A 16,312-nucleotide genomic window follows, 5' to 3' on the forward strand; every position below is an offset into this window, starting at 1 on the left:
CCCCTACCTGCGCCGTCGCGAAGGACACGAACCGATCGACTATCCCAGCGAAGCGGTGCGCAGCGTGCTCGAACGCACGCTGGGCGTGCCCATCTTCCAGGAGCAGGTCATGCAACTCGCCGTCGTCGCCGCCGGCTTCACGCCGGGCGAAGCCGATCAGCTACGTCGGGCGATGGCCGCCTGGAAACGCACCGGCAATCTAGGCGGCTTTCGTGACAAATTGCTGAATGGTCTGCGCGAACGCGGCTACCCCGATGAATTCGCCGAGCGCCTCTATCGTCAGATCCAGGGCTTCGGTGAGTACGGCTTTCCGGAATCGCACGCGGTGAGTTTCGCGCTCATCGCCTACGCCACCAGCTGGCTCAAGTGTCATGCCCCCGCCGAATACACCGCCGCGCTTATCAATAGTCAGCCGATGGGGTTCTACGCTCCCGCACAACTGATCCGCGATGCGCGCCGTCATGGCGTGCGCGTACATCCGGTCGATGTCACCATCAGCGACTGGGATTGCACGCTGGAAGGCAGCGATCCGAGCGCAGCGGAAATTCGGCTGGGATTGCGGCTGGTGAAAGGACTTTCTGAAGCCGGCGCACAGCGGCTTATGAGTGCCAGGAATGAACGCGCCTTCACTGACCCGCAGGATCTCGCCCGTCGTGCGCGATTGAATCGGATGGATCTCGAAGCACTCGCCGCAGCCAATGCACTGGCTTCACTTGCCGGCACGCGTCATCAGGCCTCCTGGGCACTTGCCGGTGTGGATGTCGAGCTGCCTCTGTTCGAGAGTGCGCCGGTTCCCGAAGCCACCCCCTTACTGCCCGCTCCGACGGAAGGCCAGAACATCGCGGCCGATTACCGAAGTCTGGGCCTGACCCTGCGCCGCCATCCTCTCGCCTTGCTGCGGGACCGATTCCTGAAACGCAATATTCTGACCGCCGAACAGCTGAAGAGCGCGCCCACCGGCCGACCGGTACGTTTCGCCGGCATCGTCAACGTCCGGCAAAGCCCCGGGACGGCAAACAACACGACGTTCATGACACTCGAAGATGAAACTGGAGACGTAAATATCATCGTCTGGTCGCGCGTCGCGCAGGACTACCGCTCCGCGTTTCTTTCATCTCAACTACTGGAAGTTCACGGCGAACTGCAGCGCGAGAGCGGCGTGATGCATCTCATTGCAAAATCGCTCTACAACCGCAGTGACTGGCTGGGGCAACTGCAAGTGCAGTCGCGGGATTTCCATTGACTGAGCAGCCCCCCTTCCGTGTTGGGTGTGTCGCGAGATGCGTTCTATCGAGCCAGAGATGCGAAAGAACATGAGTGGCCAGGAAGCCTGACTGCAGTCCGACGAGCGTACGTTCGGTGTGGCTGCGACATGGACCGCAGATCTTCAAACGCCAGCTAGCGGCGCTGGAGAAGAAGGCGGCGGATAGACACCGGAGAACCGGATAACTATCAGATCGAGTCAGGATTAGACAGGATGAGGTAGCAGAAGTCTGACAACGATTTTCGCAGCGGCCCACTGGGCGATCCCCAGCACAGTGTCGATTGGCCATTCTCCGGGCAGGTGCATTCAGCAGGTGGAAGCTTGTAATCCGTTTCTTCATCACCAACGACATCGGTAAGAGAAAACCAGCTGACAACAACACCCCCCCCCGCAGACCGTACTCTGGTGTTCATGCGGGATCCGCATGGCGTACTGCTCAAGCTCAATTCCCACAGCCAGTCACCATGATCGCACCGGTGACGAATGACGATGTCAGGCTTCGTTCGCCGCCCCTGCTCTCCATTGCTCTCGCCAGTCCGTTGGAGAGCGACCCGTCCAGCGTCGAAAGGCACGGGTGAAACTGCTGCTGGACGCGAATCCCACGAGATGAGTCACGCAGCTGACCGAGTAGCCCTGAGCACCGAGATAGGACATCGCGAGTTCACGCCGCGTGTCGTCCAGCAACTCCTTGTAGCTGGTCCCACAATCTGACAGTCGACGTTGCAGCGTACGCGAACACATGTTGAGCAGGCCTGCGACGTCTTGCTGTGCGGGCTCGCCGAGCTCGAGTCGATCCGCCAGAGCGGCGCGCACCCGCGACCGGATGTTGGCTTGCCCAAGACGCAGCAACATTCTCTGGACGATGACATCGTTATGGTGCGCCAGCACGGGATTGGCACTGTCCGTTGGACGCTCCATGGCAGCTCGATCGAAAGCGATCAGATCCTGTGCACAGGCATAGCGGACCGGTGAGCGCAGAATTCGATCGAAACCTGCTTCATCGGACGGTACCGAACGACGCAGTTCGATTCGTCGCGGGGAGAAATCGCGGCCGAGATGGGCGCGGCAAATGCGCACGTACAGCGCAACGATCATGTCGACCAGCTCCGGTACCTGTTTCCAGCCACTGCGGAAGTGAATCCTGAACTGATACTCCCCGCCGCGTCGCACGAGTTCGTATTCAGCGGCGTCGCTCACCACGACACTGTAGCGGGCGATGCGTTCGAACGCCTCCTTCAGCGTGCTGCTCGCGCTGACGGAAAAGCCGAGCGCATGACTCGAGGTCGACGACACATAGCTCGCCGTTCGGAGGCCCAACAAGGGATCATCTGCGGCAGCCACTGCCAGCGACCAGAAGCGCTCGACATCTATTACGGGAAGGCGCATCTCAGGATCATCGAGATCCTGCGGCTCGATGCCTGCCCGTCGCATCAGGCTTACACTGTCAACGCCCTGCGCGTCCAGGCATCGACGCAATGCCTTGACCCAGCTGCCAAGCGTGGACGGCTGCGAAACGAAAACGGCATTCACTATGAATCCTCATGGGCGGCAAACCGTACGCAGCCCGCTTTCACGGAATATGTAAGCGGCAGCCTCGACCAACAACCTCGCCGTGACTCGCTACAACCATCAGCGTGCCACGCGGCGACTTGCCCCGCGCCGAGGCGAACGGCTTCGCTCGGGTCGCACATTCCATACTAGCGACTGGAGATCCTGAATTGAAGCCGTCGGGCCAAGCATCACCGTGTGCCATCTCCTACCTCGATCGTGTGCATCGACGCACATCAGGATCTTGACTGCCGGTCGAATCGGAACAGCAGTCTCACGATCATCTCGGCAACGTACGCAGGTTCTGGCGCCCAAAGGTAAGCCGTCGTCGCCCACAGCATCTTGCGTATCGATGCCCCCACACATAATGCCCGGCAATAGCGGTCATCTTCCGGCGCACCGCCACCCCGAGGTCGACTCTTCGCAGCACTGGCATGAACCACATCAATTACGAAACCCACGGCGCAATCGCGGTCATCGGGCTCACCAGTCCACCGCTCAACAGTCTCGGATTTCCGCTGCGACAGCAGCTGGCGGCCGGCCTCGATCGCGCCATCGACGATCCCGCCATTGCCGCAGTTGTGATCATTGGTTCGGAACGCGCCTTCTCAGGTGGCGCCGACATCACTGAGTTCGGGACACCCCTGGTCTTCGCCCACCCCAACCTGTTGTCACTGATCGACCGGCTGGACGCATCGCCAAAGCCGGTGATCGCTGCCATCGCCGGCGCCTGCATGGGCGGTGGGCTGGAGCTGGCGCTCGGTTGCCATCACCGGATCGCACGCGCTGACGCGCAGATCGCCTTGCCTGAAGTGAAGCTGGGACTGCTGCCGGGTGCCGGCGGCACTCAGCGCATGCCGCGCCTGGTGGGTCTCGAACGGGCGCTCAATCTCATTGTGTCCGGCGCCGTGGTCCCCGCAAGCCAGTTTGCAGGCACTCCGCTGTTCGACCACATCATCGATAACGGCGATGACCTGCTGCAACGCGCACTCCCGTTGGCCCGCGAACGAGCAGCTTTCGCCGGGCCACCACCGCGCGTTCGTGACCTGCCAGTGGAACGGTCGAATGCAGAAGCCTTCCTTCAGTTCGCGCGGAACATGGTGCGGGCAAGTGCAGGCCCCTACCCCGCACCGCTCGCCTGCCTCGAAGCCGTCGCCGGCGCGGCGACATACGATTTCGACGGAGGCATCGCCAACGAGCGCAAGCTGTTCGCCGGGTTGCTGCGGACGCCCGAGTCCACTGCGCTACGTCACAACTTCATCGCCGAGCGCGCCGCAGGTCAGATCGCCGATCTGCCACGCAACACCGCTACGCGTCCGATTCGCCGCGTCGGGGTGATCGGTGCCGGCACGATGGGCAGCGGCATCGCGATGAATCTGCTCAATGCCGGCATTCCCGTCGTGCTCCTAGAAGTCAAACAGGAAGCACTCGATCGCGGTGTGGCGACTATCCGCCGCAACTACGAGAATTCGTTCAAAAAAGGCAAACTCACGCCAACGCAGCTCGACCAGCGCATGGCACTGCTGACGCCGGTGCTCGACTACGCGCCACTGGCTGACGCGGATCTGGTGATCGAAGCCGTGTTCGAAAGCATGGACGCCAAGCAGGAAGTGTTCCGACAGCTCGACAAGATCTGCAAGACGGGTGCGATCCTGGCATCGAATACGTCGTATCTGGATGTCGACCGGATCGCCGCATTGACGAGTCGCCCGCAGGATGTGCTGGGGCTGCACTTCTTCTCACCGGCCAACGTCATGCGTCTGCTGGAGATCGTGCGTGGCGCGAAGACGGCGCCGGATGTTCTCGCCACAGCAATGCAGCTTGCGAAGAAGATCAAGAAGGTTGCGGTCGTGGCTGGCGTCTGCGACGGCTTCATCGGCAACCGCATGCTTGAACGCTACCTCGTGGCCGCGCACGACCTGGTCGTCGCTGGCGCACAACCGCAGCAGGTCGACACCGCACTCCAGAAATTCGGCATGGCCATGGGTCCGTTCCGCATGATGGATCTCGCCGGACTCGACATTGGCTTGGCCACGCGCAAGCGCCGCGCGGCCGAACGGCCCGATCTCGACTTCAGTTCGGTGGCCGACCCGTTGTACGAGGCCGGCCGCTTCGGCCAGAAGACCGGCGCCGGCTGGTATCGGTACGAAGGCGGGCAGCGCGATCCGATTCCGGATGCTGTCACCGCCGAGATGATTGATCGCTATCGAGCCTCCAAAGGCGTGACACCGCGCCGTATTGCTGACGACGATATCGTGGCTCGCTGCATTCTGGCGCTGGTCAATGAAGGCGCCCGCATCCTCGACGAAGGCATTGCGCAGCGTGCGTCCGATATCGATGTCGTCTTTCTCAACGGCTATGGCTTTCCCGCACTGCGTGGCGGACCCATGCACTACGCCGATCAGCTGGGACTGCCAGATGTGGTTCGCTCGTTGCGCAGATTCGCCGCCGACGACGACAACGCCGCGTGGGAACCAGCCCCCCTGATCGAACGCCTGGCCGCGGAAGGCCGGACTTTCAACTGAGTCGAGACTTTTCCATGACCGATGCCGTGATCGTTTCCACCGCGCGCACTGCACTGGCGAAGAGCTGGAAAGGCGCTTTCAACATGACGTACGGCGCGACGCTTGGCGCGCATTCGGTACAGCATGCCGTTGCGCGTTCAGGCCTGGACCCAGACGAGATCGAAGACGTCATCATGGGCGGCGCCTTTGGCGAAGGCACGACGGGCGGCAACATCGCGCGGACGATCGCGATACGGGCGGGCCTGCCGATCACCACCGGCGGCGTGACGGTGAACCGCTTTTGCGCCTCCGGCCTGCAGACGATCGCGATGGCTGCGCAGCGCGTGATCCTGGAACAGGCGCCCGCCATCGTCGCGGGCGGCGTCGAGAGCATCTCCTGCGTGCAAAACGAAATTAACAGCCACATGCTGAGCGATCCTTGGCTCGTCGAACACAAGCCGACGCTGTACTGGAGCATGCTGCAGACAGCCGAAACGGTCGCCAAGCGCTATGCGATTCCGAAACAGGCACAGGACGAGTACGGCGTGCGCAGCCAGCAGCGCGCCGCAGCCGCTCAGGCGGCCGGAAAATTCAACGATGAAATCGTTCCGATGACCACGACCATGGGCGTGGTCGACAAGAACACCGGCGCGCTCGGCACATGCGAGGTCACCATCGCCGCCGACGAAGGTATCCGCGCCGACACGACCTATGAAGGTGTCGCGAAGATCCGCACGGCGCTGCCGAATGGAGTGATCACCGCGGGCAATGCTAGTCAGTTCTCAGATGGCAGTTCTGCATGTGTGGTCATGAACGCGAAACTCGCGGAACAGCGTGGCTTGCAACCCCTCGGCATCTTTCGTGGCTTCGCTATCGCCGGTTGCGAACCGGATGAGATGGGCATCGGTCCGGTGTTCGCCGTCCCGCGCCTGCTCAAGCGGCATGGGCTGAAGATCAGCGACATTGGACTGTGGGAACTCAATGAGGCGTTCGCCTGCCAGGTCCTGTACTGCCGCGACCAGCTCGGTATTCCTGACGAACTGCTCAACGTCAACGGCGGCGCCATCGCCGTCGGCCATCCGTACGGCGTGAGTGGCGCACGGCTCACGGGCCATGCGTTGATCGAAGGCCGGCGCCGCGGGGTGAAGTACGTCGTCGTCACGATGTGCATCGGCGGCGGCCAAGGTGCCGCCGGTCTGTTCGAGGTCTGCTGAAATGGCGCTGCGCGAACTGTTCGAACTCCAGGGCAGGACGGTGCTCGTCACCGGCGGCTCCCGTGGCCTCGGCCTACAACTCGCGCGGGCGCTCGGTGAAATGGGCGCCAAGGTCGCCATCAGCGCGCGCAAGGCCGATGAGCTGAACGAAGCCAAGGCCGAACTGGCCGCAGCCGGCATCAACGCCTTCACCGTGGTGAACGACCTGAGCGAAACCGAGCAGCTGCGACCGCTCGTCGACGCCGTCGTCGAACGCTATGGCGACATCGACATTCTGGTGAACAATGCGGGCGCGAGCTGGGGCGCACCCGCCGCACAGCATTCGACCGAAGCCTGGGACAAGGTCATGAACCTCAACGCCAGGAGCGTGTTCCTGTTGTCACAGGAGGTCGCCAACCGGTGCTTCATCCCGCGCCAGCGCGGCAATATCATCAACGTCGGCTCGGTCTCCTCGCTGCGCGTCGACATGGAAATGAAAGCCGTGGCCTATTACGCATCGAAGGCCGCCGTGGTGCATCTGACGCGCGCACTCGCCTGCGAATGGGGACCGCATGGCATCCGCGTCAATGCCCTCTGTCCGGGCTTTTTTCCGTCGAAGCTCGCCAATGGACTACTCGAAAACATCGGTACCTCGATCGTTGCACGCACACCGCTCGGCAGGCTTGGCGGCGACGATGACCTGATGGGGGCGGTGGTATTCTTGGCCTCGGACGCCTCGCGGCACGTGACGGGGCAAGCACTGGCGATCGACGGCGGCGCTTCAATCGCATGACAGTGCCGATGCCAGATCCTGCGCGACTCGCGGCATGGATGCGCGCACACGTGGCGGATTTCTCCGGTGACCTGCGCATCGAGAAATTTTCAGGCGGCCAATCCAATCCAACTTATCACCTGAGCGCAGGCGACCGGCACTACGTCCTGCGCCGCAAGCCACCGGGCATCCTGCTGCCATCGGCCCATGCCGTGGATCGCGAGTTCCGCATCATTTCGTCGCTGGCGCGCACCGATGTACCCGTCGCCCATGCATATGCCCTGTGCGAAGACGACGCCGTGATCGGCAGCATGTTCTACGTCATGTCGTTCGTTTCCGGGCGGATCTTCTGGGACGCGCGTCTGCCAGACGTGTCGACCGTGCAACGCACCGCCATGTACGACGAACTGAACCGCGTGCTGGCATCGCTGCATGGCGTGGATCCGGTCGCTGCAGGACTGGGCGACTACGGCCGCAGCGAGCACTTCGTCGCGCGACAAATCGCTCGCTGGACGCGCCAGTATCGGGCTGCCGAAACCGAGAGCATCGACGCGATGGAACGGCTGATCGACTGGTTGCCGCAGTACATTCCAGCTGACGACGAAGTCCGCATCGTGCATGGCGACTTCAGGCTCGACAACGTCATATTCGACCCGACGACACCGCGCATCCTCGCCGTACTCGACTGGGAGCTATCGACGCTCGGGCCGCCTCTGGTAGATCTCGCCTACTTCTGCATGCGCTGGCGAATGCCACCAACCCTCCTCGACGGGCTGTACGGCACCGACTGCGCAGGACTCGGCATCCCCGATGAAGCGTCGTTCGTGGCAGCTTACCTCAAGCGTATCGGTCGCCCGGCCATCCCCACGGCGGACTGGGAGTTCTACATCGTGTTCAACATGTTCCGACTGGTCAGCATTCTTCAGGGTGTCGCCGCACGGGCACGGCAGGGCAACGCGTCGAATGCCGCCGCGATCGACACCGCACGTCAGGCGCGTCCGCTCGCGAAGCTGGCCTGGAAAATTGCACAACATTGGACTCCATCATCGAGGCAGCCATGAACTTCGCATACACGTCCGGACTAGGCTCATCGCAACCCGATCGGCAGGCCCGATCTCGGGCGATACGCTGCCGTGAACAGCTGAACGTGACCACCCAATGCTCAGCACAGGTGCCGGCCTGATGAGTGAACGCATCATCAATCTGCGCGATCTGCACTTCCAGCTGTTCGAAGTGCTGGATTCCGAAGCACTGACCGGCCGCGCCCGCTACGCTGAACACAGCATCGAGACCTTCCAGTCCGCGCTCGATGCCGCGCACCGCATCGCCGTCGACAAGTTTGCGCCACACAATCGCCACGCGGACGAACGTGAGCCGGAGATTGCAGACGGACACGTGCGCATCATCCCCGAGGTGAAGCAGGCACTCGATGCCTACGTCGATGCCGGCTTTCTCGCTGCCCAACACGACGCCCAACTGGGCGGAATGCAGCTGCCAGGAACGATCGCCAGCGCCTGCCACTTCATGTTTGCTGCTGCAAACGTCGGCACGAACGGCTACGTGATGCTCACGTTGGCAAACGCGAATGTGATTGCGAGATTCGGAACGGAACAGCAGAAGGCACGCTATCTGACAGGACTGCGCAGCGGTCGCTCTTTCGGCACCATGGCATTGACCGAGCCGCAGGCCGGTTCATCGCTCGCCGACATCCGCACGATGGCGCTACCCCAGCCCGACGGCAGCTATCGACTTCACGGTAACAAGATCTTCATCTCGGGAGGCGATCACGAACTCTCCGAGAACATCGTGCATCTCGTGCTGGCGAAAACCCCGGGCGCTCCCCCGGGCACCCGAGGAATTTCTCTGTTCATCGTCCCCAAGTACCGCGTAGCTGATGACGGTGCACGAGGCGCGCGCAATGACGTCTCTCTGTCGGGGCTGCTGCACAAGATGGGCTGGCGCGGCACGACCTCGACAATGCTTTCGTTCGGGGAGCGCGGTGATTGCTACGCCGAGCTACTGGGGCAGCCATATCAGGGCATGGCGACCATGTTCCACATGATGAACGAGGCCCGCATCGGCGTGGGCGCCAATGCCGCGATGCTCGGCTATCGCGGCTACCTCGCGGCGCTTGATTACGCGAAGGAACGACCGCAGGGACGCAGTCACGACACACGTGATCCATCACGACCGCAGATACCGATCATCGAACATGCCGATGTGCGGCGCATGCTGCTCGCACAGAAGGCCTACGTCGAAGGCGGGTTCGGCCTCTGCCTGTACGCAGCGCGACTTCAGGACGATCAACAATCCGCGGACAGTGAATCGGTACGAGCCGATGCCTCTTTGTTGCTCGAACTACTGACGCCGGTGGTGAAGTCATGGCCCGCTCAATGGTGTCTGGAAGCGAACAGCCTGGCGATCCAGGTGCTGGGCGGCTATGGCTACATGCGCGAGTATCCTGTCGAGCAGTTTTATCGCGACAATCGTCTCAATGCCATTCACGAGGGTACTCACGGCATCCAGGCGCTGGACCTGCTCGCTCGCAAACTGCAACTGCAGAATGGCGCGACCCTGCAGAAATTCGTGGAACACATCGAACCGACACTCACGGAAGCAGGCGCGTTCGAATCGCTGCGCCCGTGCGCCGATGCGTTGCGCGCTTCAGTCAAGGACACGGTGGCCACCGTCGCTGTCCTGAGCGCAGCGCTCCGCGAACAAGCAGCGCTGGCGCAAGCCAATGCGAGCGTATTGCTGGAAGCTTTCGGTCATGTCGTTGTCGCGTGGATCTGGCTGCGACAGGCGGTTGTCGCTGCTCGTGCGAAACCGCTTACAGCCGACGACAAGGCTTTCTACGACGGCAAGATCCAGACGTGTCACTGGTTCTCCGAGTGGGAGCTACCGAAGACCGCGGCTCAGTTCGCGCTGTTGCGTAGTCTCAATGAAAGGACATTGAGCATGAAACCAGAGTGGTTCTGACTGCAATCGCAGCTCAATTGCAGCACAGCGTGTTACTTGCGTTACGAGACTGACGGGTGATAACCTGATCGGACTTCTCGCCACGTGGGCCGTCGCTGCCCGATACGACTAACGACATGATCTCTTCGGTGTACGTCTATGACGCTGTGCGCTCGCCGCGCGGCAAAGCGCGCGCCGACGGCTCCCTCGCTCGCCATGCTCCGCAGGAACTCGTGCGGCAGCTAGTCGTCGCTCTGGACGACCGAGTTGGCGGCGTCGTACGCTCGGCCAACACCCTGCTACTCGGCTGCGTCGGCCAGATCGGCGCTCAAGGCGGAAACATTGCGCTCGTGTCGAAGCTGCACAGCGGTCTTCCCGATGACGTTAGTGTCTGCTCGCTCAATAATTACTGCGTCTCGAGTCTCACCGCGATCGGCCAGGCCGCCACGCTGGTGCATTCAGGTCAAGCGCAACGCGTACTCGCCGGCGGCGTCGAAATGATGTCGCGCGTGCCGTTCATGGCGGACGCCGCGGACTACTACACCGATGCCACGTTCGCGGCCCGGACCCGCTACCTTCCTGTCGCGCTCGCTGCAGATCGGCTTGCTGAAGAGGAGCAGATCGATCGTGCGACGATGGATGCGCTCGCGCTCGAATCGCAACGCCGTGCTGCGCATGCCGAGACAAGCAGCGCCCTGAACCGATCGCGCATCGCGATCAAGACCGCCGACGGTGCAGTCGCGCTTGCCAAAGATGAATGCGTGCGCCCGCAGTCCACGCCGGAATCGCTGGCCGCGATGCAGCCGGCATTCGGCGAACTCGCGCGAGCCTACGCCGATGCGCTCGGTCACCGCCGCATCGATCATCGGCACACGATCGCGCACGCCCCTCCGATCTGCGATGGCGCGTCGCTGTCGTTCGTCGCCGGGCCGATCGATGGGCTCAAGCCCCGTGCGCGCATCGTGAGTTATGCCGAAGCGGGGGGCGATCCGCACACTTCTCTGCTGGCCGGCTTATCTGCGATGGATCGCGCGCTCGCGCGTGCCGGCATGAAGCTGGACGACATAGACTGTATCGAGTTCATGGAAGCCTTCGCAGTGACCATCGCCAAGTTTCTGCGTGACCGCCGCGTCGACTCTGCGCGCGTCAACGTCAGTGGCGGTCACATGGCCAAGGGTCATCCGATGGGCGCCAGCGGCGGGATTCTGCTGTCGACGCTGCTCGACGTCCTCGAGGCGCGAGATGCGACGACCGGCTTGGTGGTGGCAAGCGGCGCCGCCGGTGCCGGAGCGGCCATGGTGGTCAAGCGCCTGCGGTGAATGCCGTGGCGATCCTGACTTCTCCCTGCCTGCGGCTGCCGGTCCTCGCCGCGCCAATGCTCCTCGCGAACTGCCGCACGACCGAAGAGCTCGACCATTGCAGCGCCTGCGACCAGGCACTGCAGGCAATCGGCAGCGTCGAGTCCGTGGCCACGATCGTGCAGTGATTTGAAATGACCGCGAGCGCGGTGCGCGCTCAGAGCAAGAACAGGAGAACGGACGTGACGACGAAGGTATATATCCTCGGTGGTTATCAGACCGACTTCGCCGAAAACTGGGCGCGCAACGGCATGCAGATCGCCGACGGCATGCGCCAGACGATCCGGCAAGGCCTCGTCGAAGCCAACCTGGAAGCGACTCAGATCGAAGTCGCGCATGTCGGTAACTTCGCCGCCGAACTGTTCTGTCAGCAGGGCCATCTCGGTGGTCTGTTCGCAGCGAGCGATCCGGCTTTCGCCGGCATTCCTGCGTCCCGGCACGAAGGCGCCTGTGCTTCCGGCAGCCTTGCGATTCTGGCGGCCTCGGCCGACCTAGAGGCCAGGCGTTACGGTCTTGCGGCCGTCCTCGGCGTCGAGCAGATGCGCAACGTGCCAGGCGACAAGGCCGCCCAGCTGATCGGCGGTCCAGCCATGTGGAGCGGGCACGAATACGAGAACGTGCGGTATCCGTGGCCGAGCGTCTTCAGCGACGTTGCCGACGAGTACGATCGCCGCTTCGGGCTGAAGCAGGAACACCTGGCGCGCATTGCCGAGATCAATTTTGCAAACGGCCGGCGCAATCGCAATGCGCAGACGCGCCGCTGGACGTTCACCCAGCAAAGCTTCACCGCGGACGACACTGCGAACCCGACCGTCGCCGGGCGCATGCGCAAGCAGGATTGCGGCCAGATCACTGACGGCGCAGCGATCGTGTTCCTCGCCTCGGAGGAAAAAGCGAGAGAGCATGCGAAGCGCCTCGGCATCAGCATCGATGCGTTCCCCTACATCCGCGGCTGGGGCCATCGCACGGCGCCGATCACCTATGCCGCGAAAGTGCAGGCGAGCCAAGGGCAACCGTACGTGTTCCCACACGTGCGTGGCGCGATCACCGACGCCTTCCGCCGTGCCGGTCTTGCTGACGTGAAGGACCTCGACGGCATCGAGACGCACGACTGCTTCACCAGCACCGAATACATGGCGATCGATCACTTCGGTATTACGCTGCCGGGACAGAGCTGGCAAGCGGTGGAGGCTGGCGACATCGAGATCGGCGGCCGGATTCCCGTGAATCCCAGCGGCGGTTTGATCGGGCTCGGTCACCCAGTCGGCGCAACGGGCGTGCGCATGGCTCTGGACTGCTTCAAGCAGGTCACCGGTACGGCCGGCGAGTATCAGGTTGAAGGCGCGCGAAACTTCGCCACCCTGAACATCGGCGGCAGCGCGACGACGACCGTCAGCCTGGTCGTAAGTCGCGACTAGTCCTTGATCCGACGAGGAAGATCCCGGCGAGTCGCCCAGTGCAATCCACTGGGCAATTGCATAATGATCCCAAGGGTAATCGCGTCATGCGACTTGAGGGAGCTGGCCGACGCAGCCGTACGATCGGTACCGCCGCGGAGGGAAATCCGGTGGACTTTGGCGTTCGCCTATGGGGTCCGGGCCCGAACGCTGCTTGCGTTTCAAATTGCCAAGTAGTTCTAAAGCCTCGTGTAGCGCCACAGATCCGCATCCCGGATACGGCCGCCATTGGTTGGATCACGCTTGAAACAGGCCACCTGTCCATCCGGGATCGTTTTGAACAATAAGCCACTCAATCACAGCGCTATGCTTGCCCGTGCCTGTGACGATCACCCAGCGCTCATTGAAGCGAATCCTGTGTTCCGCCGACGCAAGCGAAAGTACGGCGCCGCACTGATGTGCCGTTGCCATCGAGCAGCCCTGCCCTTAAAGTCGTACGATGCCCACCAGCGCCAAGATCATTGCAGCTAGTTCCGTGACACGGGCGCTCAGCGTCATCGGCGATCGCTGGACGCTGCTCATCTTGCGCGACGCATTCAAAGGTGCGCATCGCTTCGAGGAGTTCCGCACCCTGAGCGGAGCCGCGCGCTCCACACTCACTAGCCGACTGAACGGCCTCGTCGAAAACGGCCTGCTCGAACGCGTGCGCTACTCCGAGTCGCCGCCACGCTTCGAGTACCGACTCACTGATCGCGGTCGCAGCCTTTACGGCGTCACGCTCGTGATCTGGCGCTGGGAACATCGCTGGGGGCCGAGCGGCGCAGGCATTCCGAGCTATCTGCGACACAACGTTTGCGGACATGCCATGAAGCCGGATCTCACCTGCTCGGGTTGCAAGCAACACATCGAGCTCAAGGACACGTCGTACGAAGTGGTCGCCGGCTCGGGCCGTGTCAAGGCTTCAAAACCGCGCTTTCGCCGCCTTTCCTCGATCACAGTCGACAACCATCGCGGCGCAAATGACGCGTTCGTGCGAACGACCGACATCCTCGGCGATCGCTGGATGCCGCTAGTCCTGTCTGCTGCCTTCTTCGGCCTGCGACGTTTTGACGAGATACAGAGCGGCCTCGAGATCGCCACCAACATCCTCACGCACCGCCTCAACACTCTGGTCGCGCATGACATCCTCAAGCGCTGCCAGTACTCGGATCGCCCCCCGCGCTTCGAGTATCGTCTCACCGAGAAGGGCCGCGACCTGTACCCGCACGCGTTGCTGCTCATGCAGTGGGGCGATCGCTGGCTCGCGCCGAGCGGCGGACCGAATCTGCGCATCGTCCACAAGACCTGCGGCACGTATCTCGGCGCCCTGGTCACCTGCAGTCATTGCCATGCCGCCATTGATCCGCACGACGTGACCTTCCCACCATCGATCGCGCGCAAGCCGAAGACTGAAGCGACTTCCTAGCATCGAGTGCACCGATTCAAACCGGGAGCGCAGCGCGCCTCACTCACTCCCTGCTCGACCATCGAAATCCTGCTGCAGGCCCAAGGTGCGAATCATCTGCACGCAATCGCAGCACTACAAACGATAGCGAAGCGAAGCCCCGGCTCAGGTGGACTCTTCGCGCTGCTTGAACCGCGACGGCAGGTCTCGACGCACGACTTTGCCCAGCGAGTTGCGCGGCAGCTCATCGAAGATCTGCAGATACTCCGGCAACTTGATCGTCGCCACGTCCAGCTTGCGCAGGTAGCTCACGACGCTGTCGAGCGTCACTGTCTCACCGGGTTTGGCAACCGCCGCCAGGCCGACGCGCTCACCCAGTACATCATCCGGCACGCCGCAGAACGCCGCTTCGCGGATCTGCGGATGGCCTTCGATCAGCGTATCGAGCTCCGCTGGCGAGATCTTCATTCCACCGCGGATGATGATGTCCTTCGCGCGGCCGATGAAGCGATAGAAGCGGCGCTGGGCGCCGTAGCCTGCGATCTCGAACAGATCGCCCGAGCGAAAGTATCCCGCGGCGTCGAACGCCGCCACATTCAGCTCCGGCTCATCCCAGTAGCCGTCGAAGCGCATCGCACCGTCGATTCGCAACTCGCCGGGCTGTCCGGGCTCTGTCACCTCCTCTTCGGTCACTGGATCGACAAGACGCGTCCGCACCTTGGCCGAGAAAGGCGAGGACCATTCCAGACCCGGGACGCCGAAACGTGGGAAGTACTGTGCGCGATCGTGCGGATCCGGCAGATCCTGGGCGCAACTGAACAGCGCGCAACCTTCGTTTGAGCCGAATATATTCACGACCGAGATACCGAGACGGGTCTGCCAGCCTTCGACCATCCAGGGCGCGAGCGGCGCCGATCCCGAACCGAGCGAGCGCAGCGAGGAAAGATCGGTATTCGCAAGCAGTGCTTCGTTCTTCAGCAACTGCGACAGCACTGCGGGCGGCGCGACGGTGTATGCGATGCGCTCCTCCTGCAGCTGCGTTAGGAAGATAGGCAGATCGAATGGGTGATGCTGCACGAGCCGCGCTCGATTCATCAGCCAGGGCATCACCATGCCGCCGATCGATGCGGTGTTGATCATCGGGAACGGGTTCAGAATCGCATCGCCTGGACGCACTTGGCCGATTTCGGCGCAAACTTCACCGTTCGCGATCCAGTGGTTGTGGCTGCGGGGCACACCCTTCGGCCTGGCCTCCGTCCCCGACGTCCAGCACAGTGTCAACAGATCGTTCGGATCCACTTGCAAGGTTGCGAGGTGACCGGACAGCAGCGCCGGCTCGCCTCGCAGCAACTGGCCGGCGACCAGAAAACCGCCGACACCGTCGAGAGTGATCACCCGCTCGAGCGTGCCGACCTCGCCGCGCAGTGCGTCGATTGCTTCGGCCGGCCGCGAATCCTTGAGCCCGATCACTGTGATGGCGATGCGCGCGCATGACTTGGTCAACAAATAGCGCAGCTCATGGGAACGGAACTGCATCGAGACCGGGCAGAAGATCAGGCCGAGTCTGGCACAGGCAAGAAAGATAACGACCGCTTCGACGATGTTCGGCAGCTGCACGGCAACCACGTCCTGCTTGCGCAGGCCAAGGCCGAGAAACCCGGCCGCAAGGGCGTTCACCTCTGCGTCAAGTTCGGTGTAGGTCAACCGTCGTGACGGACTGCCGATCAGGGCAGGACGATTCAGCGGGTCCGCCAAAGCCTCCTGATCGCCAGCCAGGCGCACCGCTTCCTGCATTAAGTCGTCGACGGTGCGGCCGCTCCACCAGCCCAGGCGCATGCATTCTTCGATTCTTGCCGGTGTGCTGCGAATCATCA

General features: G+C 62.6%; 14 protein-coding genes. 10 read left to right on the forward strand and 4 right to left on the reverse strand.

Going from position 1 to position 16,312, the window contains the following annotated elements:
* A partial coding sequence (locus tag VIZ63_RS09955; protein ID WP_331609432.1) for an OB-fold nucleic acid binding domain-containing protein occupies positions 1-1,243 on the forward strand: 1,243 nt, incomplete at its 5' end.
* Between the two features lie 513 nt (positions 1,244-1,756).
* Here VIZ63_RS09955 and VIZ63_RS09960 read toward each other — a convergent pair.
* The gene (locus VIZ63_RS09960) at positions 1,757-2,794 is read right to left on the reverse strand and encodes an AraC family transcriptional regulator (RefSeq protein WP_331609433.1); all 1,038 of its coding nucleotides are present in this window, start codon (positions 2,792-2,794) and stop codon (positions 1,757-1,759) included.
* A 452-nt stretch (positions 2,795-3,246) separates the two neighbouring features.
* Between VIZ63_RS09960 and VIZ63_RS09965 the strand changes: the two genes are divergently transcribed.
* From VIZ63_RS09965 to VIZ63_RS10000, 8 genes are all read left to right on the forward strand, one after another.
* Positions 3,247-5,337, forward strand: coding sequence for a 3-hydroxyacyl-CoA dehydrogenase NAD-binding domain-containing protein (locus tag VIZ63_RS09965; RefSeq protein ID WP_331609434.1), 2,091 nt, complete (start codon positions 3,247-3,249; stop codon positions 5,335-5,337).
* Between the two features lie 14 nt (positions 5,338-5,351).
* Positions 5,352-6,530, forward strand: a complete 1,179-nt coding sequence (locus VIZ63_RS09970; RefSeq protein WP_331609435.1) for an acetyl-CoA C-acyltransferase — start codon at positions 5,352-5,354, stop codon at positions 6,528-6,530.
* A gap of 1 nt (position 6,531) precedes the next feature.
* Complete coding sequence (locus VIZ63_RS09975; protein ID WP_331609436.1) at positions 6,532-7,302, forward strand: SDR family oxidoreductase; 771 nt, start codon at positions 6,532-6,534, stop codon at positions 7,300-7,302.
* Positions 7,299-8,342 carry a phosphotransferase family protein gene (locus tag VIZ63_RS09980; protein ID WP_414703783.1) on the forward strand — a complete coding sequence of 348 codons (1,044 nt, stop codon included), beginning with the start codon at positions 7,299-7,301 and terminating at the stop codon, positions 8,340-8,342. The genes VIZ63_RS09975 and VIZ63_RS09980 overlap by 4 nt, the downstream gene beginning before the upstream one ends.
* 121 nt (positions 8,343-8,463) lie before the next feature.
* On the forward strand, positions 8,464-10,260 hold the full coding sequence (locus VIZ63_RS09985; protein ID WP_331609438.1) for an acyl-CoA dehydrogenase: 1,797 nt from the start codon (positions 8,464-8,466) through the stop codon (positions 10,258-10,260).
* Positions 10,261-10,376: 116 nt separating this feature from the next.
* Positions 10,377-11,558 carry an acetyl-CoA C-acyltransferase gene (locus VIZ63_RS09990; RefSeq protein ID WP_331609440.1) on the forward strand — a complete coding sequence of 394 codons (1,182 nt, stop codon included), beginning with the start codon at positions 10,377-10,379 and terminating at the stop codon, positions 11,556-11,558.
* Between the two features lie 5 nt (positions 11,559-11,563).
* Positions 11,564-11,725 carry a hypothetical protein gene (locus tag VIZ63_RS09995; protein ID WP_331609441.1) on the forward strand — a complete coding sequence of 54 codons (162 nt, stop codon included), beginning with the start codon at positions 11,564-11,566 and terminating at the stop codon, positions 11,723-11,725.
* Between the two features lie 6 nt (positions 11,726-11,731).
* The gene (locus VIZ63_RS10000) at positions 11,732-13,015 is read left to right on the forward strand and encodes an acetyl-CoA acetyltransferase (RefSeq protein WP_349261162.1); all 1,284 of its coding nucleotides are present in this window, start codon (positions 11,732-11,734) and stop codon (positions 13,013-13,015) included.
* A 218-nt stretch (positions 13,016-13,233) separates the two neighbouring features.
* On the opposite strand, the gene VIZ63_RS25610 is transcribed toward VIZ63_RS10000, so the two are convergent.
* Positions 13,234-13,311, reverse strand: a complete 78-nt coding sequence (locus VIZ63_RS25610; RefSeq protein ID WP_414703787.1) for a hypothetical protein — start codon at positions 13,309-13,311, stop codon at positions 13,234-13,236.
* Positions 13,292-13,465, reverse strand: coding sequence for a hypothetical protein (locus VIZ63_RS10005; RefSeq protein ID WP_331609443.1), 174 nt, complete (start codon positions 13,463-13,465; stop codon positions 13,292-13,294). Before VIZ63_RS10005 ends, VIZ63_RS25610 begins: the two co-directional genes overlap by 20 nt.
* A gap of 28 nt (positions 13,466-13,493) precedes the next feature.
* Between VIZ63_RS10005 and VIZ63_RS10010 the strand changes: the two genes are divergently transcribed.
* Entirely contained in the window at positions 13,494-14,459 is a 966-nt protein-coding gene (locus VIZ63_RS10010; protein WP_331609444.1) for a helix-turn-helix domain-containing protein, read from the forward strand.
* A gap of 144 nt (positions 14,460-14,603) precedes the next feature.
* On the opposite strand, the gene VIZ63_RS10015 is transcribed toward VIZ63_RS10010, so the two are convergent.
* The gene (locus tag VIZ63_RS10015) at positions 14,604-16,310 is read right to left on the reverse strand and encodes a class I adenylate-forming enzyme family protein (protein ID WP_331609445.1); all 1,707 of its coding nucleotides are present in this window, start codon (positions 16,308-16,310) and stop codon (positions 14,604-14,606) included.
* Positions 16,311-16,312 lie beyond the last annotated feature (2 nt).

Source organism: Povalibacter sp., from assembly GCF_036520495.1.
Lineage (GTDB): Bacteria > Pseudomonadota > Gammaproteobacteria > Steroidobacterales > Steroidobacteraceae > Steroidobacter.